The 25,635-nt window shown below is 71.4% G+C and carries 25 protein-coding genes; 17 read left to right on the plus strand and 8 right to left on the minus strand.

Features of this window, described 5'->3' with window-relative positions; all coding sequences use genetic code 11:
- Positions 1-273 precede the first annotated feature (273 nt).
- Positions 274-1,581, minus strand: coding sequence for an alpha-hydroxy acid oxidase (locus A3862_RS14660; RefSeq protein ID WP_111473678.1), 1,308 nt, complete (start codon positions 1,579-1,581; stop codon positions 274-276).
- Positions 1,582-1,804: 223 nt separating this feature from the next.
- Here A3862_RS14660 and A3862_RS14665 point away from each other — a divergent pair, with 223 nt between their 5' ends.
- The 3 genes from A3862_RS14665 (at position 1,805) to A3862_RS14675 (ending at position 4,404) form a co-directional block, all read left to right on the plus strand.
- Entirely contained in the window at positions 1,805-2,845 is a 1,041-nt protein-coding gene (locus tag A3862_RS14665) for a LacI family DNA-binding transcriptional regulator (protein ID WP_043382860.1), read from the plus strand.
- An 86-nt stretch (positions 2,846-2,931) separates the two neighbouring features.
- The gene (locus A3862_RS14670) at positions 2,932-3,603 is read left to right on the plus strand and encodes an aspartate/glutamate racemase family protein (RefSeq protein WP_053609490.1); all 672 of its coding nucleotides are present in this window, start codon (positions 2,932-2,934) and stop codon (positions 3,601-3,603) included.
- Positions 3,604-3,606: 3 nt separating this feature from the next.
- Positions 3,607-4,404 carry a hydroxypyruvate isomerase family protein gene (locus tag A3862_RS14675; protein ID WP_111473679.1) on the plus strand — a complete coding sequence of 266 codons (798 nt, stop codon included), beginning with the start codon at positions 3,607-3,609 and terminating at the stop codon, positions 4,402-4,404.
- Positions 4,405-4,420: 16 nt separating this feature from the next.
- On the opposite strand, the gene A3862_RS14680 is transcribed toward A3862_RS14675, so the two are convergent.
- From A3862_RS14680 to A3862_RS14690, 3 genes are all read right to left on the minus strand, one after another.
- The gene (locus A3862_RS14680; RefSeq protein ID WP_111473680.1) at positions 4,421-6,424 is read right to left on the minus strand and encodes a TonB-dependent siderophore receptor; all 2,004 of its coding nucleotides are present in this window, start codon (positions 6,422-6,424) and stop codon (positions 4,421-4,423) included.
- A 617-nt stretch (positions 6,425-7,041) separates the two neighbouring features.
- Positions 7,042-8,079 (minus strand): hydroxyacid dehydrogenase, encoded by a 1,038-nt coding sequence (locus A3862_RS14685; RefSeq protein ID WP_111473681.1) that lies wholly within the window; start codon positions 8,077-8,079, stop codon positions 7,042-7,044.
- Between the two features lie 4 nt (positions 8,080-8,083).
- Positions 8,084-9,289 carry an amino acid aminotransferase gene (locus A3862_RS14690; RefSeq protein WP_043761359.1) on the minus strand — a complete coding sequence of 402 codons (1,206 nt, stop codon included), beginning with the start codon at positions 9,287-9,289 and terminating at the stop codon, positions 8,084-8,086.
- Positions 9,290-9,491: 202 nt separating this feature from the next.
- On the opposite strand from A3862_RS14690, the gene A3862_RS14695 reads away from it, so the two are divergent.
- From A3862_RS14695 to A3862_RS14705, 3 genes are all read left to right on the plus strand, one after another.
- Complete coding sequence (locus tag A3862_RS14695) at positions 9,492-10,628, plus strand: branched-chain amino acid ABC transporter substrate-binding protein (protein ID WP_043758765.1); 1,137 nt, start codon at positions 9,492-9,494, stop codon at positions 10,626-10,628.
- A gap of 224 nt (positions 10,629-10,852) precedes the next feature.
- Complete coding sequence (infA, locus tag A3862_RS14700) at positions 10,853-11,128, plus strand: translation initiation factor IF-1 (protein ID WP_012320343.1); 276 nt, start codon at positions 10,853-10,855, stop codon at positions 11,126-11,128.
- Positions 11,125-12,093: a DMT family transporter gene (locus A3862_RS14705; RefSeq protein ID WP_052083654.1), complete on the plus strand. Its 969-nt coding sequence runs from the start codon at positions 11,125-11,127 to the stop codon at positions 12,091-12,093. Before infA ends, A3862_RS14705 begins: the two co-directional genes overlap by 4 nt.
- On the opposite strand, the gene A3862_RS14710 is transcribed toward A3862_RS14705, so the two are convergent.
- A complete protein-coding gene (locus tag A3862_RS14710; RefSeq protein WP_043382873.1) occupies positions 12,063-12,365 on the minus strand; it encodes a hypothetical protein in 303 nt (100 codons plus the stop codon). The genes A3862_RS14705 and A3862_RS14710 overlap by 31 nt on opposite strands.
- 159 nt (positions 12,366-12,524) lie before the next feature.
- Here A3862_RS14710 and A3862_RS14715 point away from each other — a divergent pair, with 159 nt between their 5' ends.
- Both A3862_RS14715 and A3862_RS14720 read left to right on the plus strand, forming a co-directional pair.
- Positions 12,525-13,130, plus strand: coding sequence for a sulfite oxidase-like oxidoreductase (locus A3862_RS14715; RefSeq protein WP_043758763.1), 606 nt, complete (start codon positions 12,525-12,527; stop codon positions 13,128-13,130).
- Positions 13,105-13,854, plus strand: a complete 750-nt coding sequence (locus tag A3862_RS14720) for an FAD-binding oxidoreductase (RefSeq protein WP_236962016.1) — start codon at positions 13,105-13,107, stop codon at positions 13,852-13,854. The genes A3862_RS14715 and A3862_RS14720 overlap by 26 nt, the downstream gene beginning before the upstream one ends.
- Before the next feature lie 133 nt (positions 13,855-13,987).
- Here the strand turns inward: A3862_RS14720 and A3862_RS14725 are convergent, their stop codons facing one another.
- Complete coding sequence (locus A3862_RS14725) at positions 13,988-15,085, minus strand: calcium:proton antiporter (RefSeq protein ID WP_043346728.1); 1,098 nt, start codon at positions 15,083-15,085, stop codon at positions 13,988-13,990.
- A 349-nt stretch (positions 15,086-15,434) separates the two neighbouring features.
- Between A3862_RS14725 and A3862_RS14730 the strand changes: the two genes are divergently transcribed.
- Positions 15,435-17,186 (plus strand): DEAD/DEAH box helicase, encoded by a 1,752-nt coding sequence (locus tag A3862_RS14730; protein WP_043382876.1) that lies wholly within the window; start codon positions 15,435-15,437, stop codon positions 17,184-17,186.
- A gap of 54 nt (positions 17,187-17,240) precedes the next feature.
- On the opposite strand, the gene A3862_RS14735 is transcribed toward A3862_RS14730, so the two are convergent.
- On the minus strand, positions 17,241-18,110 hold the full coding sequence (locus tag A3862_RS14735; protein ID WP_043758759.1) for a hypothetical protein: 870 nt from the start codon (positions 18,108-18,110) through the stop codon (positions 17,241-17,243).
- 277 nt (positions 18,111-18,387) lie between these two features.
- Between A3862_RS14735 and A3862_RS14740 the strand changes: the two genes are divergently transcribed.
- From A3862_RS14740 to A3862_RS14770, 7 genes are all read left to right on the plus strand, one after another.
- Positions 18,388-19,869 carry an ATP-binding protein gene (locus A3862_RS14740; protein ID WP_043346735.1) on the plus strand — a complete coding sequence of 494 codons (1,482 nt, stop codon included), beginning with the start codon at positions 18,388-18,390 and terminating at the stop codon, positions 19,867-19,869.
- Positions 19,866-20,540, plus strand: a complete 675-nt coding sequence (locus tag A3862_RS14745) for a response regulator (RefSeq protein ID WP_043346723.1) — start codon at positions 19,866-19,868, stop codon at positions 20,538-20,540. Before A3862_RS14740 ends, A3862_RS14745 begins: the two co-directional genes overlap by 4 nt.
- 3 nt (positions 20,541-20,543) lie before the next feature.
- Positions 20,544-21,242: a TenA family protein gene (locus A3862_RS14750; protein ID WP_193376697.1), complete on the plus strand. Its 699-nt coding sequence runs from the start codon at positions 20,544-20,546 to the stop codon at positions 21,240-21,242.
- A 16-nt stretch (positions 21,243-21,258) separates the two neighbouring features.
- Positions 21,259-22,068, plus strand: a complete 810-nt coding sequence (locus A3862_RS14755; protein ID WP_043346721.1) for a DJ-1/PfpI family protein — start codon at positions 21,259-21,261, stop codon at positions 22,066-22,068.
- A gap of 114 nt (positions 22,069-22,182) precedes the next feature.
- Positions 22,183-22,644, plus strand: coding sequence for a tellurite resistance TerB family protein (locus A3862_RS14760; RefSeq protein WP_043346719.1), 462 nt, complete (start codon positions 22,183-22,185; stop codon positions 22,642-22,644).
- Between the two features lie 15 nt (positions 22,645-22,659).
- Positions 22,660-23,064 carry a CidA/LrgA family protein gene (locus A3862_RS14765; RefSeq protein ID WP_043346716.1) on the plus strand — a complete coding sequence of 135 codons (405 nt, stop codon included), beginning with the start codon at positions 22,660-22,662 and terminating at the stop codon, positions 23,062-23,064.
- A 3-nt stretch (positions 23,065-23,067) separates the two neighbouring features.
- Complete coding sequence (locus A3862_RS14770) at positions 23,068-23,784, plus strand: LrgB family protein (protein WP_043346714.1); 717 nt, start codon at positions 23,068-23,070, stop codon at positions 23,782-23,784.
- 4 nt (positions 23,785-23,788) lie between these two features.
- On the opposite strand, the gene A3862_RS14775 is transcribed toward A3862_RS14770, so the two are convergent.
- Positions 23,789-24,886: an NAD(P)/FAD-dependent oxidoreductase gene (locus A3862_RS14775; RefSeq protein ID WP_043758756.1), complete on the minus strand. Its 1,098-nt coding sequence runs from the start codon at positions 24,884-24,886 to the stop codon at positions 23,789-23,791.
- 302 nt (positions 24,887-25,188) lie between these two features.
- Here A3862_RS14775 and A3862_RS14780 point away from each other — a divergent pair, with 302 nt between their 5' ends.
- Complete coding sequence (locus A3862_RS14780; RefSeq protein ID WP_043346732.1) at positions 25,189-25,596, plus strand: MucR family transcriptional regulator; 408 nt, start codon at positions 25,189-25,191, stop codon at positions 25,594-25,596.
- The last annotated feature ends 39 nt before the right edge of the window (positions 25,597-25,635 follow it).

The following is a 25,635-nucleotide window of genomic DNA, read 5'->3' on the forward strand; positions in this document are numbered from 1 at the left end:
GCTGCGCGCGGTGGCGGGGCCACGATACACGGCAGCGATCCTGTTCTCACCTCGCGACGCGCAGGGCCCCTCTCCCGTGCGGGAAAGCAGATCCGCGCGCCGCTCGGAGCCCGTCCGGTCACGCGGCCCGTTCGGAACGGACCGTGTCCCGGATGTCGGGTTTTGTCCCGCAGTCCGTGACGGTCGGCTGCAATCGGGTACGGCGATGCGAGCGGCGAGGGTGGCGGTGAGCCCCGCGGCTGCACGACGCTCATGGCCAACGGCGCCCCTGCCTCAGCCCCGCCGCGGGACGCGACGGAGGAAATCGGGGTTGAGCTCCGACAGGCGGTTCACGCCGATCAGCGCCATGTCGCGGTCGAGCTCCTCCTTGAGGATCCGCATGGCGAGTTCGACGCCCGCCACCCCGCCCAGCGCCGCGGCGAACATGAAGGGCCGGCCGAGCAGGACGAAGTCGGCGCCGAGCGCCAGGGCCTTCATCACGTCGGTGCCCCGGCGGATGCCGCTGTCGACGATGATCTTCAGGCCGCCTTTCCGGGCGGCGATCTCCGGCAGCACGTCGAGGGGGGCGACGGCGTAGTCGAGCTGGCGGCCGCCATGGGTCGAGAGGATCACGCCGTCGACGCCGCACGACCGGGCGATCTCGACATCCTCCGGCGCCAGGAGCCCCTTCACCAGCAGGTTGCCGGACCAGCGCTTGCGGATCGCCTCCAGGTTCTTCCACGAGAGCTGGTCGCGGGCGATGGTGTTGCGCACCGCCCCCTGCGACATCATCGGCGGTCCGCGCGTCGCCTCGGTGTTCTCGAAATGCGGCGCCCCGTGCTGGAGGAAGGTCCGGGCGACGGTGCCCAGGAGCCAGCGCGGGTGCGTCGCGCTCTGCCACGCCACCTTGGGCGTCACCTTGATCGGCATGGAGAAGCCGCTGCGGGTGTTGTGCTCCCGGTTGCCCAGCGTCGGCGTATCGGCGGTGACCACGAAGGTCCGGTAGCCCGTGGCCTCGACCCGGTCGAGCAGACGGTCGATCCGGTTCTGATCCCCCGGCAGGTAGCCTTGGAACCAAGCCTGCGGGTTCTGGGCGTACACGTCCTCCAGCTTGATCAGCGAGGACGCGCTCAGACACATCGGCAGGTTCATCCGCCGCGCCGCCTCGGCCAGGACGAGGTCGCCCCGGTAGGCGATGAAGGCGGCGCCACCCAGTGGACCGATGCCGAAGGGCGCCGCGTAGGTCTGGCCGAACAGCGTCGTGGCGGTGTCGCGCCCTGAGGTGTCCCGCATCAGCCGGGGCAGAAGGGCGTAATCGGCATAGGCACCGCGGCTCTGCGCCAGGGCCGATCCGGTCTCGACCCCGCCGGCCACGTATTGAAAGATCATCGGCGGCAGGCGTTTGCGTGCGTGCCGCTCGAAATCGTCGAGCGCCAGCAGGTCGCGGAACCGGTAGGGCGTGACCGCGTCGCTGCGCTTCAGGCTGGTGACGATCGCCTGCGGGGCGGCGATGCCCGCCGCCGACGCGTCGGCGCCGCCGTTGGTTGGCGCCGCGCGCTCGGGCGTTCTCAACTCGGACGCTGGCCGGTCGAGCGTCGCCATCGGATCCTCCTCCGGGCCGCCCCGATACACGGCTGTCTTGAAAGCGCTTTCAGATAGTCAGGAGGCGAGAGGGGTGTCAATATACTGCCGGTTCGAGGGTCCGGCCGCGTCTGGCATCGACGTGCTGCGGATATGCCGTCGATCCGGGATGATGCGCATCGCGCTGACCGTCGATGCTGGCTGAGGGAAGCAGACGATTTCGACGCGGGAGCAGACCGGGGCTTTGCCTGGAGACATTCTCGACCCGCCATCCCGGGGCCCGGTGGCGCGGGATGTCGCCCGCCGCGCCGGTGTTTCCACCGCCACCGTCTCCCGGGTGCTCAACGGCTTCGCCGGTGTCCGGGCCGACAAGCGGGAGGCCGTGATGCGCGCCGCGCAGGACCTCGGCTTCGTCGCCAACGGGGCGGCCCGGGCGCTCTCGACGCGCCGGTTCATGGCGGTCGGCGCCGTCGTGCCCAACATCGAGAACGAAGCCTTCGTGCGTGTCCTGTCGAGCTTTCAGGACCGGCTGCGGCAGGCGGGCTACACCCTGGTCGCCGCCAATGCCGGCTACGACCTGGAGGACGAGTTGCGGGAGGCGACCTTCCTGCTGGAGCGCGGCGTCGACGGGCTGATGCTGGTCGGCGACATCCACCATCCGGACCTCCATGCCCGGATCGCCCGCGCCGGGATCCCGATGGTGCAGACCTTCAGCCTGTCCCGCGAGCGCCCCTGCGTGGGCTTCGATAACGCCGCCTCGGCGGCCCGGGCGGCCAACTACCTGATGGATCTCGGGCATCGCCGGATCGGTGTGATCTCGGGCCTGCGCAAGGACAACGATCGCGGCGGCGCCCGGGTGACGGGCATCGCGGCGGCGCTCGCTGCCCGCGGCCTCGGTCTCGCCCCGGAGCACGACATCGAGATCTCCTACGGGATCGGCGGCGGCCGCGACGGATTCCGCCAGATGCTGGCCGGCGGAGAGCCGCCGACCGCGATCATCTGCGGCACCGACCAGATCGCCTTCGGGGCGATGATCGAGGCCCGGGCGCGGGGGCTCTCCATCCCCGGAGACCTGTCGGTGATCGGCCACAACGATTCCGACTTCGCGCCCTTCCTGGACCCGCCGCTCACGACGATCCGCATCCACTCCGCCGAGATCGGGCACGCCGCCGGCGACCACCTGATCGCTCGGATCCAGGGCAAGCCGGTGGTGCGCCTCACCGAGATCGACGCCGCGTTGATCCTGCGCGCCAGCACCGCTCCGCCCGGGCGTCGCGGAACCTGACCTGCGCTATCTTGCTACCCATTTGAAATCGCTTACAACACCACGACCGGCCGCGGGCCGGCGCTTCGACCAGCCCGGGACACGGCATGGCTCCCCGCATCGTCCTCCTGCACGCGACACCGGTCGCCATGGCACCGATCCAGACCGCCTTCGCGGAGAACTGGCCGGAGGCCGAGACGGTCAACCTGCTCGACGATGGTCTCTCGCTGGATCGGGCGAAGGAGCCGGCCGCGATCTCGGAGGCCATGATCGAGCGCTTCGTGCGGTTCGGCCGCTACGGCCACGACATGGGTGCCGACGGCATCCTGATCACCTGCTCGGCTTTCGGGCCGGCCATCGACCGGCTGATGGAGGCCGTGCCGGTGCCGGTGCTCAAGCCGAACGAGGCGATGTTCCGTGCCGCCATCGCCCGGGGCGAGCGCATCGGCATGCTGGCGACCTTCGGCCCCTCGGTCGGCACGATGACGGACGAGTTCGAGGAATTCGTTGCCGAGACCGGACGTCCGGCGAGCCTGCGGACGATCCTGGTGGACGACGCGATGGCGCGTCTGCGCGCCGGTGACGCCGAGACCCACAACCGTCTGGTCGCCGAGCGGGCACCGGAGCTTGCCGATTGCGACGCGCTCATGCTGGCGCATTTCTCCACCTCCCGGGCGGCCGAGGCGGTGCGCAAGGCCGTGGACGTCCCGGTCCTGACCGCGCCCCATGCCGCGGTGGACCGGATGCGGGCGATGGTCGAGACCGGCGGGAGCGCCTGAACCATGAAGCTCGGTGCCTTCCAGGACCGTCTCAGCGGCCATTGCGGTTTCCTGTTCACGGAGCTGCCGCTCTCCGAACGCTTCGCGGCGGCGGCCCGGGCGGGGTTCCGTGCCGTCGAGCATCCCAACCTGTTCGCGACGCCGGCCCGGGAGGTCGCGGACTGGCTGGAGCGGGCGGGCGTGCCGCTGGTCCAGACCGGCTTCCCGGCGGGGGACGCTGCCAAGGGCGAGAAGGGCTTCGCGGCGCTGCCCGACCGGGTCGCGTACTATCGCTCCACCATCGAGCCGACCCTCGACTACGTCGCGCAGCTCGGCTGCCGGATGGTCCACCCGATGGCGGGCGTCCGTCCCGCGGGGGTCGAGCGGGCGCGGCTCTGGGACACCTACCTCGACAACCTCGCCTTCGCGGCCGACGCCGCCGCGGCGCGCGGCATGACGGTGATCGTGGAGCCGATCGGCCCCGGCTCGATCGCCGACTACGTGATCGACGACCCGCTGGTGGCGTTCGAGGCGATCCGGGCGATCGGCCGCGAGAACGTCAAGCTGCTGTTCGACGCCTATCACTGCGTCTGCCTCGGCCACGATCCGGCGGCGCTGATCCGGGCGCACGCGCCGCTCATCGCCCATGTCCAGATCGCCGACGATCCCGGACGGCACGAGCCCGGGACCGGCACGATCGCCTTCGACCCGATCTTCGCCGCCCTGGAGGCAGTCGGCTATTCCGGCTTCGTCGGCTGCGAGTACCACCCCGCCGCCGGCACCGAGGCGGGGCTCGGCTGGATGCGGGCGGCGGCGATCTAGGGTTCGGGCCGGATCCTCAGAACCGGGCGGCGACGCCGCCGATGATCGTGCGGGGCTGCCCCGGCGTCGCGTAGCGGTTCTGGAACGCGCGGTCGTAGAACGTCGCGTCGAACACGTTGTCGACGTTCAGGTAGATCCGCACGCCCGGCGCGATCTGATAGTACGAGATCAGGTTGACCAGCGTGTATTGCGGCAGGTTGAAGGTCGAGAGCGCCGTTCCCGCGGCGCGCCGGCCGACGAAGTCGAGGCCGCCGCCGAGCCCGAGCCCCTTCAGGTCGCCGCTCTGGAACTCGTAGACGGTCTGGAACGCGAGGCTGTTGGCGGGCACGTTGGCGATGCGCGTGCCGACCGGCAGGGTGTTGTCGCGGGCGACGGTGGCGTCGACCCGCGTGTAGGTCCCGATCACGCGCCAGCCCGGGGCCAGGTAGCCGGCGGCGGTCAGGTCGAAGCCGCGGCTGCGGACCGTGCCGGTGGCCACGCTGAAATTCGGGTCGACCGGATCGGTGCTCAGGATGTTGGAGCGCCGGATCTCGAACAGGGCGGCGGTGGCATCGAGACGGCCGTCGAGGAGGCTGACCTTCGCGCCGGCCTCGTAGCCCTCGCCCGCCTCGAACGCGAAGGGCCGGCCGCTGCGATCCGTGCCGATATTGGGCCGGAAGGAGCGCGCGTAGTTGCCGTAGACCGCCACCGTGTCGGTCAGGTCGTAGAGCAGGCCGAAGCGCGGCGTCGCCACCAGGCCCTGCAGGCCGGTGGTGGCCTTGGTCAGGTTGTTCGTCGAGACCAGCCCGAGATCCTCGACCCTGACGCCCACGAGGGCGTGGAGTCGGGGCGTGAGGTCGATCTGGTCCTGCACGTAGCCGGCGTAGCTCTCGGTCTTCTGCAGGAAATTCGTGACCCGCGCGGTGATCGGCGGCAGCGGCTGTCCGTAACGGGGCGCGAGCAGATCGAGGAGGAACGGGTTCGTCGCCACATTCGAGCGGTCGAACACCTCGCGATAGCGATAGAGCTCGTATTCCAGCCCGAGCAGGAGCGTGTGGCGGAACGGGCCGGTGTCGAACTTGCCCGCGAGATTCGCCTGCAGGTCGAGGTCGGACCACGTCAGGTCCCGCCATTCCAGGGTCCGCCTCTGGGTCCGGCCATCCGGTAGCAGGCCGATGGCGCCGACGCCGTAGCCCGACAGGTTCCCGCCGAGCACCTGGGCGCCGACGTTCAGCACCCAGTCCTGGTCGAAACGGTGCTCGACCCGCAGCTGGCCGAGGGCGTTGTCGACATGGGCCGGGGGCAGGCCCGGCTCGCCGATGAAGCGGCTGCGCGGCAGGGCGCGCAGGTTGCCCCCCATTGGCACGATGCCGCGGTCGAAGGTCTGCGCGGTGCTGGTGAAGTCACCCTCCAGGGTGATGGTCGTGTCCGCGTTCGGCTTCCAGGCGATGACCGGGGCGAGGGCGTAGCGGTCGCTGGTGACGAAGTCCCGGAAGCTGCCGTTGTCCTCGACGGCGCCGGTGACGCGCGCCAGAACCTGCCCGCTCTCGTCGAGGGCGCCGGTGGCGTCGAAGGTGCTCCGCTTGGCGCCGAAGCTGCCGTACTGCGTGCCGACCGTGAGGGAGCGCGCCGCGAGGGGTTGCTTGGTCACGATGTTGAAGGTGCCGCCGGGGTCGCCGCGGCCGTACAGGAAGGCCGACGGTCCTTTCAGCACCTCGATGCGCTCGATGGAGACGATGTCGGGGCTGTTCGGGTAGCCGCGGTTGATCGGGAACCCGTTGCGGTAATACTCGCCGGTGGCCAAACCGCGGATCGTGAATTCGGTCAGGCCGAGGCCGCCGAAATTGTTGCCGCGGCCGACGCCCGCGAGGTCGAGGGCCGTGTCGATCCGCGTGGCCGCCGCGTCCTCCAGCACCTCCTGCGGCACCGCCACGATGGTCTGGGGCACCTCGCGCACGGGCGTGTCGGTCCGCGTGGCGCTCACCGCCCGCGTGGCCCGGTAGCCGTCGATGCGGGACGGCCCGTCGCCGGTCCCGGCCACCGAGAGTTCCTCGAGCTGGACCTCCTGGGAGTTGTCAACGATAGGTTGTGCCCAGCCGGAAGTCGGAAGAAATACTGGAGCGAGGAGGAGAGAGATTCGGGCCGCGTGCCTGGAAACGCCGCGCGATGCCTGCGTGCAAGATCTTGCACAGTTACGCCATACCACGATGTCGACCGTTCTGTTTCGAATGGCGCCAGATACGGTGCAGAAACATTCACGGTCAAGCTTGATTGCGAAAGGTTTCGCAAAGCTAGATTTCGAATAATTACAATCTGAGCGGGATCGACAGTTCGGCCGGGCTGGCGGAGCGCACGGCGTACGGTTGAGCAGCTCCGTTGTTGCCTCGAACTTCCGGTGCTCGTGTGTGGACGAGCGAGCGGTGGATGTATCGGAGCCGTTCGGCCCCATCATCTCGGGCCGCTTCGCCGAGCCCGGGATCCAGACCCACCGAGGCGAGAAGATCTCGCACGGACCCCGGCTTCGGATCGCCCGCCTCCCGCATGCCCCTGCGGCGCCGGGATCGCCTTCGACCCGGGATGACGGCGCGACGCCGCGGCTGAGCCGGCGTCCAACATCGACGCGAAGGCGAAGCCCTTCAGCCCCGCACCGGCTCCCGGTCAGGCGCCGCCGAGCAGCCGCGCCAGACGCTCCAGCACGGCGGGCCAGACCTCCGGGTTGACGAGCCGCGGCGGCGTCTCGCCCCGGAGCAGGCCGATGATCTGCTCCGCGCCCCAGGCCGCTACGGTGCGCCGCGCCTCGTGGGTGACGCCGGCGGTGTGGTAGGTCGCCACCACGGTGTCGAGCTGCAGCAGGACCGAATCGAGGGGCGGCGGCTCCGGCGTCCAGACATCGAGGCCCGCCCCCGCGAGGTGTCCGGCGGTGAGCGCTGCGGCGAGCGCCGCCTCGTCATGGATGCCGCCCCGGGCCGTGGTGATGAACAGCGCCCCCGGCTTCATCGCCGCGAAGGCCCGGGCGTCGAAGCTGCCCCGGGTCGTGTCGTCGAGGGGGCAGTGCAGGGAGACGATGTCGGACTCGGCGAGCAGCCGCGCCCGGTCCACCGGCTCTGCGCCGCGGGACCGGATCTCGGCGTCCGGGAGCAGGGGATCGTGGGCGAGGACCCGCATGTCGAAGCCGCGGGCCAGCTTGGCGACCGCCCGGCCGGTATGCCCGATCCCGATCAGGCCCAGGGTCGCGCCGCCGATCTCGTGGCCCATGAGCGATTCGCGGGTGAAGCCGCGCGCGGTCCGGAGCAGGCGGTCCGAGACGCAGATCTTGCGCGAGACGGCGAGCATCAGGCCGATCGCCAGCTCCGCCACCGAGCGGGCATTGCCGCCCACTTGGTTGATCACCGCGACGCCGGCCCGGGTGCAGGCAGCGGCGTCCACCGTGTCGAAGCCCGCCCCGCCCGACGAGATCGCCAGAAGGTTCGGGCATTCGGCCAGCAGGGCGTCGCTCACGTGCCAGCGGAGCGGCAGCTCGTTCCGCGCCGGAGAGACGTGGAAGACGTGGGCCTGCGCCAGAAGCGCCCGGAGCTTGTCCTCCGGGCCCTGCAGGTCGCCCACCTGCAGGTCGATATCGGGCTCGGCCCTCAGGCGTTCGTCGAAGGCCGGATCGATCCAGACGTTGAACCGGCAGACGCGCTTGAGGGCCGCCACATGTTCAGCCCTTCACCACCGCGTCGATCGCATCGATGACGTGGTCGATGTTGTGGGTGTTGACCGCGGCCACGCAGATCCGGCCCGTCTCCAGGGCGTAGACCTCGTGCTCCTCGCGCAGGCGGGTGGCCTCCGCGGGGCTGAGACCCGTGTAGGAGAACATGCCCTTCTGCGTCTTGATGGCGTCGAAGCCGCGCTCGGGGTGGCGCTGCTGCAGGCTGTCGGCCATCCGCTCACGCATGGCGCGGATCCGGTCCCGCATCTCGCCGAGCTCCCGCTCCCAGTCGGCGCGCAGCTCCGGATCGGTGAGCACGATCTCGACGATCGCGGCGCCGTGGGTGTGCGGGTTCGAGTAGCTCGCCCGCACGAGGCGCTTGGCGAAGGACTCGACCTTGGCCTTCGCGGCCGGATTCTCGGCCACGATGGTGAGCGCGCCGACGCGCTCGCCGTAGAGCGAGAACGACTTCGAGAACGAGGAGGCGACGAGGAACTCCTGGCCCGACTCGGCGAAGAGGCGCACCGGCTCGGCATCGGCATCGAGGCCGTTGCCGAAGCCCTGATAGGCGATGTCGAGGAACGGGATCAGGCCGCGCTCCGCCATCAGGGGCACGAGGTCGCGCCACTCGTCGAGGCTGAGATCGGCGCCGGTCGGGTTGTGGCAGCAGGCGTGCAGCACCACGATCGACCCCTTCGGCAGATCCTGGAGATAGGCCTTCATGGCCGGATAGTCGGCGCCGCCGGTCTCGGCCGAGAAGTAGGGATAGTCGACCACGGTGAAGCCGGCCTGGGTGAACAGGGCCTTGTGGTTCTCCCAGCTCGGGTTGCTCACCGCCACGGTGGCGTTCGGGAAGAGCTTGGCCAGCACGTCCGCGCCGGTCTTCAGGGCGCCGGTGCCGCCGATGCTCTGGAGCGTCGCCGCCCGGTTCTGGGACAGGATCGGCGCGCCCTTCCCGAACAGCAGCTCCTGGACCGCGTCGCGGAACGGCTTGGTGCCCTCGATCGGACGATAGGTCTTCGGCAGGCCCTTCTCGATCCAGCGCTTCTCGGCGGTCTGCACGGCGCGCAGGCGCGGCACCTTGCCGTCCGCATCCGTGTACACGCCGACGACGAGGTTGAGCTTCTTCGGGCTCGGGTCGGCGTTGAAGGCCTCGAACAGGCGCATGATCGGGTCGAGCGGCGCGTCCTGGATGCCGGCGAACAGCGAAGTCATGATCGTCAATCGTCCCAGAGGGTCTCGGCCGGCGACGCGTGAAGGGACGCCGGCACGCCCGGCGACGGGCCGGGCCGACGCCCTTATTCCGCACATCGCGCCCGCCCGCCAGCGCTTCTGCGCGCATCAGCGTCCCGATCCGTTCAACGATCCGGTGACGCTGCTCTTCCGGATGGGGCTCCGACGGCCCTAGAGTGCCGCCATGATGCGTCGCCTCATCCCGATCCTCGCCGGTCTCCTCGCGGCTAGCCCGGCCGTCGCGCAGGCTCCGGTCCGGATCGGGCTTTCGGCCCCGCTGACCGGGCCGGACGCCGCCTTCGGCCAGGGACTCCGGCAGGGGGCCGAGCAGGCGGTGGCCGATCTCAATCGCGCCGCCGGCGGGCGCCCGCGCTGGGTCCTGGTCCCCGCCGACGACGGCGGCGAGGCCCGGCAGGCCGCCGCGAACGCCAGGAAGTTCGCCGCCGACGGCGTGCGCCTCGTGGTCGGGCCGCTCGAATCCGGGGCGGTCGCGGCCGCGGCGCCCGTCCACGAGGAGGCCGGGGCCGTCATGGTGGCGCCCGCGGCGGCCTACGGGCCGCTCACCGGCCGGGGCCTGTGGAACCTGTTCCGCCTGGGCCCGAGCGACGCCCAGCAGGGCCGGGCGGCCGGAGCCTACCTGGCGAAGGCCTTCGCGGGGCGCCGGGTCGGGATCCTCAGCGACCGCTCCACCTTCGGCCGGGGCCTCGCCGACGCGGTCGCGGCGCGTCTGAAGGAGGCCGGCACGCCGGAGGTGCTGTTCGACGGCTTCGCTCGGGGCAGCCGCGATCTCTCGGACCTCGTGGCCCGGCTGAGGGCGGCGCGGCTCGATGCGGTGTATTTCGGCGGGCTCGCGCCCGATGCCGCCACCCTGCTCCGCGCTTTGCGCGCGGCCGGCCTCGGCACGACCCTGGTGGCGAGCGATGGCATCCTCGACCCGAGCTTCGCCGCGGCGGCCGGCGCAGACGGGGACGGGACCGTGATGACCCTGGCGCCCGATCCGCCGCGCCTGCCCGAACCGCGCGGCGCCCGCCCGGCGCCGCGGAGTCCCGAGGCCGAGAGCGTCTCGGCCGGGGCCTACGCGGCCGTGGAGCTCCTGACCCAGGCGACCGAGCGCGCCCGGGCGGCCGATCCGAAGACCGGCCGCATCGCCGACGGCCGCAAGGTGGCCGAGGCCCTGCGGGCGGGGCCGTCGCGGACGCTGCTCGGATCTGTGGCCTTCGATGCCCGGGGCGACCGCTCCGCAGCGCCGATCGCCCTCCGGATCTGGCGCCGGACCGCGGATGGGCGCCTCGACTATGCCGGCAACGACGTGGAGCCCTGAAAGCCGGCGATGAAAACCGGCGAAACGTGTCGATGACGGAACGGGTTCGGCGTCCGTGACTTGCGGCGGGTTCCCGCGGGGACTACATGCGGGCGGTGCTGCTGAGCTGGCGCGGACGGTCCACCGGATCGGATCCGCGCCCTGCGGCGTTTCCCGAGCTCGATGACAGCTGAACACGCATTGCCGGAACGCCTGCTGCCGGACGGTCCGACTGGAGAAGGTGCATGGCGAAAGAAGAATTGATGCAGTTCGACGGTCTCGTGATCGAGATCCTGCCGGACGCACGCTACCGCGTGCAGCTCGACCAGGGCCACGAGATCGTGGCCTACACGGCCGGCAAGATGAAGAAGAACCGCATCAAGACGCTGGCCGGCGACCGGGTCACGGTCGAGATGTCGCCCTACGACCTCGAGAAGGGGCGCCTCGTGTTCCGCCACAAGGACGAGCGCTCGTCCGGCCCCCGTCCGCCCGTGCGGGGCGGCCAGTTCCGCCGCCGGTGAGGATCCGGGGCGCGAGCCGGGCTTCCCCGGCCGCGTCCGCCTACCTGCTGCTGACCGTCACGGCGCTCCTCTGGGCCGGCAACGCCGTCACCAGCCGCTGGGCGCCCGGCCACGTCTCGCCCCAGGTCATCACGACGCTTCGCTGGGCGGTCGCCTGCCTGGTCCTCATGCCCTTGGCCGGCACCCGCCTCCTGGCCGCTTGGCCGGAGCTTCGGCCCCACTGGCTGCGCATCCTGCTGATGGGCGGCTTGGGCTACACGGCCTTCAACTGTCTGTTCTATGCGGCCGGCGTTCATACCGGCGCGATCAACCTCGCCCTGTTCCAGGGGTCGATCCCGGTCCTGGTGATCGTCCTGAACCGGCTCGCCTACCGGGTGCCGGTCACGCCTGGGCAGGTGCTCGGCGTCGTTCTGACGCTGATCGGCGCGGGACTCGCCGCCACCCATGGCGATTGGTCGGTGCTGACGAACCTCGCCTTCAACCGCGGCGACGTGCTCGTCTTCGCGGCCTGCCTGCTCTACGCGGGCTACACGGTCGTCCTGCCGACGCGCCCGAAGGTGCCGGCGCTCGTGTTCTTCGCCGCGATGGCCATCGCGGCGTTCGTCACATCCCTGCCGCCCCTGGCCGTCGAGTGGGCGACGGGGCACGCCGTCTGGCCCAACCGCGCGGGCTGGATCATGGTCGCCTTCGTCGGCCTCGGGCCGTCGCTTCTGGCGCAGCTCTTCTTCATGCGCGGCGTCGAGCAGATCGGCCCGAACCGCGCCGGCCTGTTCGTCAACCTCGTGCCGATCTTCGGCGCGATCTTCGCCGTCCTGCTGGTCGGCGAGCCGTTCGGGGCGACGCAAGCGCTCGCCCTGGCCCTGGTGTTGGCCGGGATCGCCTGCGCCGAGCGCCTGAAACCGGCGCTCGCCGCGGAGGCGACTCCGGAAGCCGCTTATTCGCAGACGCGGACGCGGCGGATGTAGACGTCGCCGTAGGGATCGATGGTCCGGCGGCGCTCGAAGTGGCAGACCGGGCCGTAATCCTCCTCGACGTAGACCGGCGGCGGGGCGCGGTAGACCGGGCGGCCCGGATAGTAGCCGTTGTTGGCCGACGCGATGGCGCCGCCGACCGCCAGGCCGCCGAGCACGCCGAGGGCGGCCGCGCCGCCGGCACCGATCCCGTCGCGGGCCTGGGCGGCCGGTGCGAGGGTGGCGAGGCTCCCGACGACCAGGCTCGTCGCGAGAAGGTACTTCATGACATCCCCCTGAAAGCAGGCGATTCGCGCCGATCGATCGGCACAGTCCTGCTAGCACACCCGAGCTTTGGGGCGTTTGTTCGGCCGCACATGCCGGCTTGACGCGAGGTGCTCCGCCGCACCAAACCCGGGGGGAGAGCGAGAGGGGCGGCGACCGGCATGGTGACACGGGGCTTCGTCGGACGCAGGCAGCCGCCGGAAACGGGCGCGCGCCTGCCGCCGGGTCAGTATCTCACCGAGGATTTCCCGATCCTCCAGATCGGCCCCAACCCGACCGTTGACCTGGCCACCTGGACGTTCACGCTGCGCGCGGGGTCGCGGCCGATCAAGGCGTGGAGCTGGGCGGAATTCGAGGCGCTGCCTCGCACCACCTGGAAGGGCGACATCCACTGCGTCACCAAGTGGTCGAAGTTCGACACGACCTGGGAAGGCGTCAGCTTCGACGACCTGCTGGCGGATGCCGGGATCGAGGCGCCGACGAACTTCCTGCTCGCGGAATCCCACGACGACTACACCACGAACGTGCCGGTGGCCGACCTCGTGGGCGGTCGCGCCCTGGTGGCGACGCGCTACGAGGGCCAGCCGATCCATCCCGATCACGGCGGCCCGGCGCGGCTTTTCGTGCCGCACCTCTACTTCTGGAAGAGTGCCAAATGGGTGAAGGGCCTGCGCTTCACCCAGGTGGACACGGCCGGCTTCTGGGAGCTGCGCGGCTACCACATGTACGGGGATCCTTGGCGTGAGCAGCGCTACATCGGTGATTGAGTCGGTGATCGAGCCCGTCGTCTTCCGCTGGCACGAGGCGGAGATCACCGCGCTCTCGCCGGTCACGCCGCACGTGAGGAGCGTCCGTCTGCGCTGCAGCCTCGCCGAGGCTTACCGGGCCGGGCAGCACGTCGATGTCCGCCTCACCGCCGAGGACGGCTACCAGGCGCAGCGCAGCTACTCCATCGCCTCGGCCCAGGACGGCAGCGGCACACTGGAGCTGATGATCGAGGCCCTGCCGGACGGCGAAGTCTCGGGCTGGTTCTCGCATTTGGCCGAAATCGGCGACCGGGTCGAGCTGCGCGGGCCGATCGGCGGCTCGTTCTCCTGGGACGGCCCCGATGGCGGGCCGCTGCTCCTGGGCGGCGGCGGGTCGGGCGTGGTGCCGCTCCTGGCGATGCTGCGGCGGCGGGCGCAGGGCTGGCGGCAGATCCCGGCGGCGCTGATCTATTCGGCCCGCACCCGGGCGGAGGCCATCGCGGTGGCCGAGCTGGAGCGGCTCGCGGAAGCCGATCCCAACTTCTTCCTGCATCTTGCGACGACGCGCGAGCCCGGCGGCAAGCGGATCGACGCGCCCCTCGTCGCCGATGCCCTCGCGCGGATCGGGGCGCCCGGGAAGGTCTTCCTCTGCGGCTCCAACCGGTTCGTGGCCGCAGCCTCGGACCTGATCCTGGCGGAGGGCGTCGCGCCGGGCCTGATCCGCACCGAGCGCTTCGGCGCCTGAGCGCCGGGGCCCCGCGCCGGCATGGCGGGGCGAGGGCGGAGTCGATCGGGTCCCCGTCTTCAGGACCTGACGGAGCCCGTCACGGAGTGCGCAGAGGAAAGGCCGTCGGTGACGAACCCGATCCCCGCGAGGATCACGGGCTGAAGATCAGCACGAGGTAGACGAAGAACAGCACGAGATGCACCGCGCCCTCCAGCACGGTGGTGCGCGAACCCGAGAAGGTCTGCGCGCTGAGGATCAGCGTGACGGCGAGGAGGGTCATCTCGGTGGGCTTGAGGCCGAGCACCACGGTCTGGCCGGTGAGCAGCCCGATGGTCAGGATCGCCGGCACGGTGAGGCCCACCGTCGAGGTGGCCGCGCCGAGGCACAGATTGATCGCCCGCTGGAGTTCGTTGCGGGCCACCGCCTTCAACGCCGAGATCCCCTCCGGGGTGAAGACGATGGCGGCGATCAGCACGCCGCCCAGCGCCGAGGGCGCGCCGAGGGCCGCGATGCCGTGGTCGAGGATCACCGCGAGGCTCTTGGCGAGGATCACGATCGGCAGGACGTTGGCGAGCAGCAGCCCGATATGCTTGGCGATGCCGCCCCCCGAGATCGAGTCGGCGCCGTGGGGCGCCTCGGCGCTCTCGCGGGCTTCCGCATCGATGAAGAAGTCGCTGTGGCGGCCGGTCTGGATCAGCAGAAACACGCCGTAGAGCGCGAGGGTGAACACCGAGAACGTCACCGCCTGCAGGATCGTCAGGGTGCCGTCGCTGGTGGAGCTGGTGAAGTTCGGGATGATCAGCGCGATGGTGGTGAGCGGGATGATCACCGACAGGAAGGCCGAGGCGCCCTGAAGGTTGTAGCGCTGCTGGTGATGGCGCAGGCCGCCGACCAGGAGGCCCAGCCCGACCACGCCGTTCAGCACGATCATCAGGACCGCGAACATCGTATCGCGCCCCAGCGTCGGCGCGTCCTTGGCCGACAGCATCACGGCGGAGATCAGCGCCACCTCGATGATGACGATCGAGAGGGTCAGCACCAGGGTGCCCAGGGGCTCGCCCAGACGGTGGGCCAGTTCCTCGGCCTCGTGCACCACCCCGAAGGCCGCCCAGACGATCACCGCGAGCAGCCACGCGAACAGGCCGCCGGCGAAGAGCGGCCGCGACAGGTCTCCGAGCCAGTCCTTGCCGAACCACGCGAAGGCCAGAACCGTCGCCCAGGCTACCGCCACCCGCAGGGCTGCCATCATGATGAACGTGTACTCCGGTCGGGGCGCGTCGCGGCTGCGACAGGCGAAACTTGACCGTGCCTTAGCAGGTCGCCGCACCAGAGTCGGCCCTTCGTCCCGGCCTCGTCACGGCTTCGCACCGCTCGCAAGGACGCGGTCCACGGCAAGTCGTCCGGTGGAAGGTTCGAGCACCCCGCAACCGGCGCGTCCGGGATTGAGCGCCTGCAACCGCCCCATGCTGCGGCGGGAGTGGTCAGGCGGCTCGCGACGCGTTACCGTCTCGACACCCGAATAAAGTCCGGCGCCTGATTCCCCCGCCGCGCGATGGCGCGCTGCCGGGCGCGGCACGGCCGTTGAGAGTTTCCGAAGCTTGCCTTTCCCGACCCTGCCCGCCCCCCTCGCGCGGGCCCTGAGCGACCGCGGCTATGCCGATCCGACCCCGGTCCAGGCCGCCGTGCTTGAGGCCGCCGCCGGCTCCCGCGACCTCCTCGTCTCGGCCCAGACCGGCTCCGGCAAGACCGTGGCCTACGGCCTCGCCATGGCCAGTATCCTGATCGGGGAGGCCGACCAGCTGCCACCTCCGGCGGCGCCGCTGGCCCTCGTGATCGCCCCGACCCGGGAACTCGCCCTGCAGGTGCAGCGCGAGCTGTCCTGGCTGTACGGACCCGCCGGCGGCCGCGTCGCGGCCTGCGTCGGCGGCATGGACCCACGCCGGGAAAGCCGGATGCTGGCGGAGGGCACCCACATCGTGGTGGGCACGCCGGGGCGCCTGCGCGATCACCTCGAGCGCCGCAACCTCGACCCGACGGCCCTGCGGGCCGTGGTCCTCGACGAGGCCGACGAGATGCTCGATCTCGGCTTCCGGGAGGATATCGAGTTCATCCTCTCGGCGACGCCGCCGGAGCGGGCCACCTACCTGTTCTCCGCGACCCTGCCGAAGGCGATCGAGACGCTGGCCGAACGCTACCAGCACGGCGCGCTCCGTCTGGCGATCAAGGGCGAAACCAAGGGACATGCCGACATCGCCTACCGGGCGGTGCGGATCATGCCGCGGGAGACCGAGCACGTCGTGCTCAACCTCCTGCGCGAGGCCGATGCCGCGACCGCGATCGTCTTCTGCAACACCCGCAACGCCGTCCGCCATCTCCAGGCCAGCCTGACCGAGCGGGGTTTCTCCGTGGTGGCGCTGTCGGGCGAACTCGGCCAGGGCGAGCGCAATGCCGCGCTCCAGGCCCTGCGCGACGGTCGCGCCCGGGTCTGCGTCGCCACCGACGTGGCCGCCCGCGGCATCGACCTGCCGTCCCTGAGCCTCGTCATCCACGCGGACCTGCCGCACGATGCCGAGGTGCTCCAGCACCGCAGCGGCCGTACCGGTCGCGCCGGCCGCAAAGGCACCTCGGTGCTGCTCATCCCCAATTCCCGGCGACGCCGCGCCGAGCAGATGTTCGCCATCGCCAAGGTGAGCCCCGAATGGTCGGGGCCGCCCTCGGCCGACGAGATCCGGCGCCTCGACGGCGAGCGCATGCTCTCGGATCCGCTCTTCGCCGAGCCGCCCGCCGAGGAGGATGTCGCGCTCGCCGAGACGCTGCTCGCCGGCAAGAGCCCGGAGGAACTGGCTGCCCTGCTGGCCCGCGTCTACCGCACCCGCCTGCCGGCTCCCGAAGAGGTCAGCGATCCCGGAGAGGGCCGCGCTCCCCGGGGCGAGCGGCCGCCCTACGACCCGATGGATCCGGAGCGGATCGCCGCCATGGGGCCGGCCGTCTGGTTCCGCCTCAACCTCGGCCGCCGCGACAACGCCGACCCGCGCCGTCTGCTGCCGATGCTGACCCGGCGGGGCGGCATCGGGCGTCAGGAGATCGGCGCGATCCGGATCTTCGACCGCGAGACCAAGTTCGAGGTGCGGGGCAACGCGGCGGCACGCTTTGCCGAAGCGTTCGCCCGCAACGGCTCGCCGGATATCCAGGTCGAGGCGCTGGTGGGCGATGCGGGGCCGGATGAGCGCAGGGACCGACCGGGTGGTCCGAAGGGTTTTGCGAGCCCGCGCGCCGGGAAGCACCAGCGCAAGGTGGATCGCACCGGGCCGAAGAGCGACAAGGCCGGGCGCCATTCCGGACGGGCCTGAGCGCCGGATCGGAAGACTTGCCCGGCCCCCGCGCGTGGGGGCCGGAGCCGCAGGTCAGAACACGTTCTTCACGGCGTTGCCGAGGGCGTCGACGCTTTCCTTCAGCTTCCGACCGGCCGGTGCGAGGGACGGGAGCTTGATCCCGAGCACCTCGGTGTCCTCCGCCTCGGCGGGTTCTGCCTGAGCCACGGTCGCGGGCGCAGGGCCGGTGGCCTTCTCGGCCGCCCGCGCCGGCGCAGGCGCCTTGCGGGTCGCCACCGCCTTCGAGGCGGGCTTCTCGGGACGCTCGATCTTCTGGGCGCGCTCGACCGGCGCCGGGCGCTCGGTCCGCTCGGTCGCGGGAGCCGGATTCGGCACGGCCGGTTCAACGAGTTCGCGGGCCCGGACCGTCTCGGACGCGCGGGGCGTCTGGAGCGATGCCGTGCGGGTCGACGCCAGCGGCGCGACCTCCCGCGTGGCCGCCACCGGCATGACAGGGGTCGGGACCGGGATGCGCTGCGTCGGCGGGACCGGTGCCGCGGCGACCTTGGCGGGCTGTGAGGCGGCCGAGGGCGGGGCGGCGGGGGCCTTCGCGGGCGTCACGATGGGCGAGAAGGCCTCGGGCAGCGCGACCATCCGCAGGGCCGGCGCTTCGGGCTTGGCGGGCACCGCCGCCGCCGGCGCTGCCTGGACGGAGCCCTTGATCACGGGCAGCCCGTCCTTCAGCTCTGGCCAATCGGCGGCCTGCTTGGACGCGACGATCCGCACCGGCGTCGGCGCCGCGAGGCCGGCCATCACCGTCGAGGCGGCAACGCCGAAGCCCACCAGCGCGCCCGCGCCGGCTACGCCGAACAGCACGACCTTGAGGTTGAGCGACGGCCCGGGCTTGGCCGACGGCCTCCGGTCGGGCCGGGTCTCGGACGGGTCGAGGTTGAGATCGATCATGGTCCGGGGTCTCTGACTCGATACACGCCGCGCGCGACCGGGCTCCCCATGACCGGCCGCCACTCTTCGAGGATTCGAAGCTGGTTCGACTCTGTTGGCGATAGAGAAGCTGCAATACGGCGCAATGATGTCGGCCCGAATTGCCAGCCCAGCCAGTCGTGATCCGGCTATCCACAACATAACGCGCCGCCGCTTAAGAATCGGTATTCGGACCGCCCGTGCCGATGCGCGCGTCGGGGTCCGCGCGGCCATGGCCCGGTCGGCCGCGGGGCGCGGCATGGACTTCGCCGGCACGGTCGCTATGCGTCACGGTGTGGATACGAGCCCGACCCTGACCCCGAGATCCGCGGTACCCGCCGCGCCGATGAGACCCCGCCCCGGCCTTTGGCCCTGGTCCGGCTGGTCGACGCGCGCGCGGCTCGTCGCGGTGGTGCTGCTCATCGATGCCTTCGCGGCTTTGATCTCCTGCGCGGTCATCGTGCTGAACGCCCGGTCGGCGGTGCGCGTCGAGACCCGCGCCTCCCTCGCCACCGTCGAGTCGCTGGTGGCCGACACGATCCGCCTGTCCGACACGGCCTCCCCCGACACGCTGCTCCAGACGCTCGACCTCCGCTTCAAGGTCCTGCGGCATGTCCGGGTCGCGGTGCTCGATGCGGATGGCGACCAGATCGGCCGGCCGTTGCCGCCGACCCGCGCGGACCGGGAGGCACCCCACTGGTTCGCCGACCTGATCATGCCGCCGATCGAGCGCCACGCCCTGCCGATCGTCGTCGACGGGCGTCGGCTCGGGACGGCGCAGATCACCACGCAGCCGATGGACGAGATCGACGAGATCTGGGGCTATGCCCGTGCGCTCTCGCTGACCACCCTGGCGATCAATGCCGCGATGCTGATCGCCCTCTACATCGCCCTGGGCCGGATCCTCGCGCCGCTGCGGCGGCTCGGCGCCGGCCTGACCCAGCTGGAGCATCACGACTACACGGCCCGCCTGGAGCCGCCCGGTGCCCGGGAGCTGGCGGTGATCGCCGAGCGGTTCAACAAGGTCGCCGAGGCCCTGGGCGAGGTCCGGGCCGCCAACGGCCGCCTCAACCGCCAGCTTCTGACCGCCCAGGACGACGAGCGCCGCCGGACAGCCCTGGAGCTGCACGACGAGTTCGGCCCCTGCCTGTTCGCCCTGGAGGCCAACGCCGCCTCGATCGGCCGTATCGCCTCCGGCTCCGCCGAGCCCAGCCGCGAGAAGCTCGCCGCCCGGGCGGCCGAGATCAGCGCCATCGTCGGCCAGGTCCAGACGGTCAACCGGGAGCTTCTGAACCGCCTGCGGCCGCACGGGCTCGGGCAGGCGCCGCTCGCGACCTGCCTGGACCTGCTCCTGCGCGGCTTCGGGCAGCGCCACCCCGGCCTCAGCTTCGTGGGCCGGTTCGACGGTCTGGCCAAGGGCTACGGCGACCTCGTGGACCTCACGGTGTTCCGCTGCGTGCAGGAGAGCGCCACCAACGCCGTGCGGCACGGCGCCGCGACCCGGGTGGAGGCCGAGGCGACCGAGGCCGAGGGCCGGCTCGACCTCACCATCCGCGACAACGGCACCGGAATCCCCCCGGAACACGGCACCGGGCTCGGTCTGTCGGGGATGCGCGAGCGCGTGGAGGCCCTCGGCGGCACCTTCGCCCTTGACAATGCCGGCCCCGGGGCGATCGTCCGGATCATGATCCCCGTTCCGCCTGACCGGGGCGACGAGACCAGCACCGCGCCGAGCGCATGAACGCCATCGCATCCCAGATCGACGCCGCCGCCACGCGCCTGCCGGTTCTCGTCATCGATGATCACCCCATCGTCCTGCAGGGCTGTCGACGCGTCCTGGAGGATTCCGGCGTGGAGACCATCGCGGAGGCGACCACCGTCGTCGGCGGCTACCGGATCTTCCACCGGCTCCGTCCGCCGGTGGTGATCTGCGACCTGACCTTCCAGGGCAGCGGCATGGCCGGCCTCGGCCTGATCCGGCGCATCCGGGCGGTGGCGCCCGAGACGCGCATCCTCGTCTTCAGCATGCACAACGACCCGGTGATCGTCGCCCGCGCCCTCGAGGCGGGGGCCCTCGGCTACGTCCTCAAGGATCACGCCTCCGCCGAGCTGTTCGAGGCCTTCGCCAAGGTGCGTATCGGCGAGGTCTACCTCGACCGGCGGCTGGCCACCGAGGTGGCGATGCTGCGCGCCGACGCCCGCCGCGCGCCGGAATCGCAGCTGACCCCCCGCGAGCAGCAGATCCTGGCGCGCCTCGCCCAGGGCCGCTCCTACGGCGCCATCGCGGCCGACCTGTCGGTGAGCTACAAGACCGTGACGAATGCCTGCTCGCAGATGCGCCAGAAGCTCGGCGTGCGCACCCTCGCCGAGCTGATCCACGTCGCCGTCACCCACGCGCAGCGGCAGGGCTAGGGCGTGGCGTCTCTCGGACTGGCCGAGGCGGGCGCGCCGGTCTCGTTCTCGCAGGAGGCCTGGGCGCGCAACGCCGCCGCCTACGAGACCATCCGGGCGATGCCGTTCAATGCCGAACTCGCCGCCGGAACGCTGCCGCAGGGTCGGTTCCGGCACTACATCGTGCAGGACGCGCACTACCTGATCGGCTTCGGCCGGGCGCTGAGCCTCGCCGCCGCGAAGGCGCCGGATCCCGACGCGATCGTGCAGTTCTCCCGGGCCGCGCAGGAAGCGATCGTCGTCGAGCGCGCGCTCCATGGCGGCTTCTTCCGCGACTACGGCATCGGCCCGGAGACCTTCGCGGCCACGCCCCTGACGCCGGCCTGCGATCATTACGTCTGCTACCTGCTCGCCACCGCCTATGCCGATCCCTTCGCGGTGGTCTGTGCCGCGCTGCTGCCCTGCTTCTGGATCTACAAGGCGGTGGGCGACGACATCTTCGCCCGCGCCGCGCCCGGCAACCCGTACCGCGCCTGGATCGACACCTATGCGGGGGCTGACTTTGCCGAGGCGGTGGCGGCCATGATCGCCGCCACGGATCGGGCCGCGCGGGACGCGTCGGCGGCCGAGCGCGCGCGGATGCATCAGGCCTTCACGCAGGCCACCCGGCTGGAATGGCAGTTCTGGGACAGCGCCTACCGCGACGCGGCCTGGTCCCTGTGACAGGCCCGGCGCGCCCGTGACCGCGCCGGAGGCTCGCCGCCGGGATCTCGTCGCCGCGGCACTCGCCGCCGCCCTGGTCTGGCCGCTCCGTCCGGCGCAGGCCGCCGGCTCTGCAGACGCGCCGGACCCGATTTCGCCGGAGCCGATCCCGCCGGACCGCCCCGTCCGGATCGCCATGCTGCTCTATCCGGGCCTGACCGCCCTCGATCTCGTGGGCCCGCAGACCTTCCTGGCCGGCCTCGCTCCGGGCAGCCTCCACCTCGTCGGTGCGGAGACCGGTCCCGTCACGAGCGATACCGGCCTCGCCCTGGTGGCGACCCACAGCTTCGCGACCTGCCCGGCGGATCTCGACGTCCTGTTCGTGCCCGGAGGCGACGGCACGCCCGCCCAGATGGGCCATGCGGCGCTCCTCGCCTTCCTGCGCGACCGCGCCGCCCGGGCCGGCTGGGTCGTCAGCGTCTGCACGGGATCGCTGATCCTGGGGGCGGCCGGCCTCCTGCGAGGCTACCGCGCGACGTCGCACTGGAGCGTGCGCGACGCTGTGCTGCCGCTCCTCGGCGCCGAACCGGTGGCGGAGCGTGTCGTGTTCGACCGCAACCGCGTCACCGCGGCCGGGGTCTCGGCGGGGCTCGACCTCGGGCTGGCGCTCGCCGCCCGTCTGCGCGGGGCCGACTACGCCCGCACCGCGCAGCTCGTCGCCGAATACGCTCCGGCGCCGCCGTTCCGGGCCGGCACACCGGCGGAGGCCGGTCCGGCCGTGGTCCGGGCCGCCGAGTCGATTCTCGCGCCGCTGGTGACGGGGGCCGAGGCCGTGGCGCGCCGTTGAGGGCCGCGCTGGCGATGCAACTTCGCCACGGTCGGGCGCCACGTGCGGCGCCGTGCTTGACGGAGCGACGCCGGGGACCGAACTGTTGCGCTGCACGATCCCCCCGGAGCCGCCATGTCCCTGATCGCACGCCTGCGCGCCTACGCGGCCGAGGCTCTCGGCGTCGGCAACCCCGAGACCGTGGACGAGACGCATCTCGCGGCCACGGCGCTCCTCGTCCACGTCGCCCGCGTCGACGGCATTCTGGCGCCCGCCGAGAGCGAGCGCCTGTCGCGCCTCGTGCAGGGTCATTACGCCGACGGGCCGGATGCGGCACGGGCCCTGATCGAGCGGGCCGCCGCCATGGATTCGGAGGTGCGTGACGTGGCGAGCCTCGTGGAGATGATCCCCCACGAGGCCGACCGGGCCGAGCGCGAAGAGCTGCTGACCATGGCGTGGTCGGTCGCGGCGGCGGACGGCAACGTCGACGAGTTCGAGGAGGCCCTGGTCGAGCGCCTCGGCCGCCTGCTCGGCTTCGACGAGGCCGCCATCTCGGCCGCCCGGCGGAGCGGTCAGCAGGGTGTCGCGGCCGCCTAGCCCTCGCGTCCCGCCATGATCGCCAGTCTGGCGCTGATCCTGCTCGCCCAGCTGCTGGGCGAGGTCCTGGCGCGCGGCGCGGGCGTGCCGGTGCCGGGGCCGGTGATCGGCATGGGCTTGATGTTCGCGTTCCTGCTGCTGCGCGACAGCGCGGGGCTCGGCCTGTCGCGCTTCCTGCCGAAGCCGCTCACCGATGGGACGCTCGAAACGACGGCGCGCGGCCTGCTGATGAACCTGTCGCTCCTGTTCGTTCCGGCGGGGGTCGGCGTCGTCGGCCGCCTCGACCTGCTGCGGGCCCAGGGTGCCAAGCTCGCCCTCGTGCTGATCGTCTCGACGGCGCTGTCGCTGCTGGTGACCGTCCTGGTCTTCCGTGCCGTGGCCGCCCGGGTCGAACGGCGTCGACCCGACGGAGAGCCCTGAGGCATGGGCGGCGATTTCTCGCTCTGGGTTTATCTCGCCAAGACGCCGCTCCTGTGGCTGACGGTGACGCTGACCGCCTACGTCCTAGCGGACCGGATCGCCGCGGCCACGGGCCGGCACCCGATCGCCAACCCCGTGCTCATCACCGTGGCCCTGGTCGGTGCGGTCCTGGCCATCACGGGCACGCCCTACGGAACCTATTTCGAGGGCGCGCAATTCGTCCACTTCCTGCTCGGACCCGCCACCGTGGTTCTGGCCATGCCCCTCTACGAGCGGCGTGCCACGGTCCTGCGCGCCCTCGCGCCGATGCTCGCAGCCCTCGCCGCCGGCTCGGCCACCACGCTCGCCGTGGTCATCGCCCTCGCGCGGCTCCTCGACATCCCGCAGCCGGTCCTCGTCTCGCTGGCCCCGAAATCCGTGACGTCGGGGGTGGCGATGGGTATCGCGGAAGCGCTGGGCGGCGATCCGACGCTCACGGCCATCCTGGTGATCCTCACCGGCATCATCGGGGCGATCCTGGTCACGCCGATGATGAACCTCCTGCGCATCCGCGACATGCGCGCCCGCGGCTTCGCGGCCGGGCTCGCGGCCCACGGCATCGGGACGGCGCGCGCCTTCCAGGTCAGCGAGGTGGCCGGGACCTTCGCGGGCATCGCCATGGGGCTCAACGCCTTCGTGACGGCGATCCTCGCCCCCCTGGCGCTGCACCTGCTGTTCTGAGGCCTCAGGCGTCCAGACGGTCGGCCACCGCCTCGGCGAGCGACAGGCTGGAGGTCAGCCCCGGGCTCTCGATCCCGAACAGGTGCACGATCCCGGGCAATCCGTGCTCCGCCGGGCCGTCGATCCGGAAGTCGGCCGCCGCCTCGCCCGGCCCCGTCAGCTTGGGGCGCAGGCCCGCATAGTCCGGATACAGCGCCCCGTCCGGCAGACCGGGCCAGTACCGCCGGATCGCGCCGTAGAAGTCCTCGGCGCGCCGGGGATCGACCCGGTAATCGAACCCGTCCACCCATTCCACGTCGGGCCCGAAGCGGGTGCGTCCGGCGAGGTCGAGGGTCAGGTGGATGCCGAGGCCGCCGTCGATCCGCGGCGCCGGGTAGATCAACCGCGAGAAGGCCGGCTTGCCGGTGCAGCCGAAGTAGTTGCCGCGGGCGAGGCGCAGCCTCGGGACGCGCTCGGCCGGGTAGCCCTCCGTGCGGGCGGCCAGGGCCGGGGCGCCGAAGCTCGCGGCATTGACCACCGCGTCGAAGGCCATCGTCCCCGGCTCGGCACCGCCGAACGCGGCCTGCCATTGCCCGTCCCGCTGCGTCAGGCCCTCCACCGGGGTGCGCAGGGCGAGGGCGCCGCCGTGATCCTCGATCTCGCCGAGCAGGGCGAGCATCAGCGCATGGCTGTCCACGATGCCGGTGCGCGGCGAATGCAGCGCCACCGTGCAGGTGAGATTGGGCTCCAGGCGCCGGGCCGCATCGCCGTCGAGCAGCTCCAGGCCCGCCACGCCGTTGGCCTCGCCCTGCCGGCGGATCGCCGCGATGGTGTCGGCCTCGGCATCGTCGGACGCGACGATCAGCTTGCCGCAGGCGCGATGCGGGACACCATGACTCGCGCAAAAGTTGTATAGTCGATGCGAGCCCGCGACGCAGTGATGCGCGCGTTCCGAGCCGCTTGGATAGTACATGCCCGCATGGATCACCTCCGAGCTTCGGGCCGACACGCCGGTTCCGAAGGCGTCCTCGGCTTCCGCCACCACGATGGCGTGTCCGCGCAGCGCGAGCGCCCGCCCGATGGCGAGACCGACGACGCCGGCTCCGACGATCAGGACCTCCATGTTTTCGGGCTCTCCATCGCGCCCCGACGGGCAGGTGAGTCTTCAATACCGCACTTCAATCGGAACCACGACGCGTCCGTTGATTCGTCATTGACCCTAAATCTCAATCCTAAGTAGAAATATCGGCGTCACAAATGCGCGTCTCGGTTGTGGCGACGGTGATCTGGCGCATAATGGGTCATTCACCGCCTCCGGCCGGGGTCGAAACCGTCTCACGAACATAGATCCGGCCGTCGGCGGCGAAGCATCCGACGGAAGCCACGAGAGCCACAACCGAACAACGTCGAACCGAGGTGATGACCATGCCGACGACATCGCCGAGCGTCGAACTCGCCGCAAAGATCCTGAGCGCCTACGTCACGCGCAACAGCGTCCCGGCGGGAACGCTCCCCGACCTGCTCTCCGAGGTTCACCGCTCCATCACCGCCCTGGACCAGCCGGTCGAGCCGCAGGTGAAGCGCCCGACCGAAGCACAGATCCGCGCCTCGATCCGGCCGGACACGCTCATCAGCTTCGAGGACGGCAAGCCCTACAAGGCCCTGCGGCGGCATCTGACGATGCGCGGCCTCACGCCCGAGGCCTACAGGGCCAAGTGGGGCTTGCCGGTCGATTACCCGCTGGTCTCGGCGGTCTACAGCGCCCGCCGCTCGACGATCTCCCGCCAGATCGGGCAGGGGCAGCGCCTGCGGATGCAGCAGGCCGCGGAATAGCCGGCGCGATCCCTCGCCGGTGCCGGCGAGGGGCGACCG

Origin of the sequence: Methylobacterium sp. XJLW, assembly GCF_003254375.1 — a bacterium.
Classification (GTDB): Bacteria; Pseudomonadota; Alphaproteobacteria; order Rhizobiales; family Beijerinckiaceae; genus Methylobacterium; species Methylobacterium fujisawaense.

Coding starts and splice junctions, on each gene's coding strand:
- A3862_RS14660 (WP_111473678.1), bottom strand. CDS start 1,581: ATGGCGACGCTCGACCGGCCAGCGTCCGAGTTGAGAACGCCCGAGCGC.
- A3862_RS14670 (WP_053609490.1), top strand. CDS start 2,932: ATGGCTCCCCGCATCGTCCTCCTGCACGCGACACCGGTCGCCATGGCA.
- A3862_RS14675 (WP_111473679.1), top strand. CDS start 3,607: ATGAAGCTCGGTGCCTTCCAGGACCGTCTCAGCGGCCATTGCGGTTTC.
- A3862_RS14690 (WP_043761359.1), bottom strand. CDS start 9,289: ATGACTTCGCTGTTCGCCGGCATCCAGGACGCGCCGCTCGACCCGATC.
- A3862_RS14695 (WP_043758765.1), top strand. CDS start 9,492: ATGATGCGTCGCCTCATCCCGATCCTCGCCGGTCTCCTCGCGGCTAGC.
- infA (WP_012320343.1), top strand. CDS start 10,853: ATGGCGAAAGAAGAATTGATGCAGTTCGACGGTCTCGTGATCGAGATC.
- A3862_RS14710 (WP_043382873.1), bottom strand. CDS start 12,365: ATGAAGTACCTTCTCGCGACGAGCCTGGTCGTCGGGAGCCTCGCCACC.
- A3862_RS14715 (WP_043758763.1), top strand. CDS start 12,525: ATGGTGACACGGGGCTTCGTCGGACGCAGGCAGCCGCCGGAAACGGGC.
- A3862_RS14725 (WP_043346728.1), bottom strand. CDS start 15,085: ATGATGGCAGCCCTGCGGGTGGCGGTAGCCTGGGCGACGGTTCTGGCC.
- A3862_RS14735 (WP_043758759.1), bottom strand. CDS start 18,110: ATGATCGATCTCAACCTCGACCCGTCCGAGACCCGGCCCGACCGGAGG.
- A3862_RS14740 (WP_043346735.1), top strand. CDS start 18,388: ATGGACTTCGCCGGCACGGTCGCTATGCGTCACGGTGTGGATACGAGC.
- A3862_RS14745 (WP_043346723.1), top strand. CDS start 19,866: ATGAACGCCATCGCATCCCAGATCGACGCCGCCGCCACGCGCCTGCCG.
- A3862_RS14760 (WP_043346719.1), top strand. CDS start 22,183: ATGTCCCTGATCGCACGCCTGCGCGCCTACGCGGCCGAGGCTCTCGGC.
- A3862_RS14765 (WP_043346716.1), top strand. CDS start 22,660: ATGATCGCCAGTCTGGCGCTGATCCTGCTCGCCCAGCTGCTGGGCGAG.
- A3862_RS14770 (WP_043346714.1), top strand. CDS start 23,068: ATGGGCGGCGATTTCTCGCTCTGGGTTTATCTCGCCAAGACGCCGCTC.
- A3862_RS14775 (WP_043758756.1), bottom strand. CDS start 24,886: ATGGAGGTCCTGATCGTCGGAGCCGGCGTCGTCGGTCTCGCCATCGGG.
- A3862_RS14780 (WP_043346732.1), top strand. CDS start 25,189: ATGCCGACGACATCGCCGAGCGTCGAACTCGCCGCAAAGATCCTGAGC.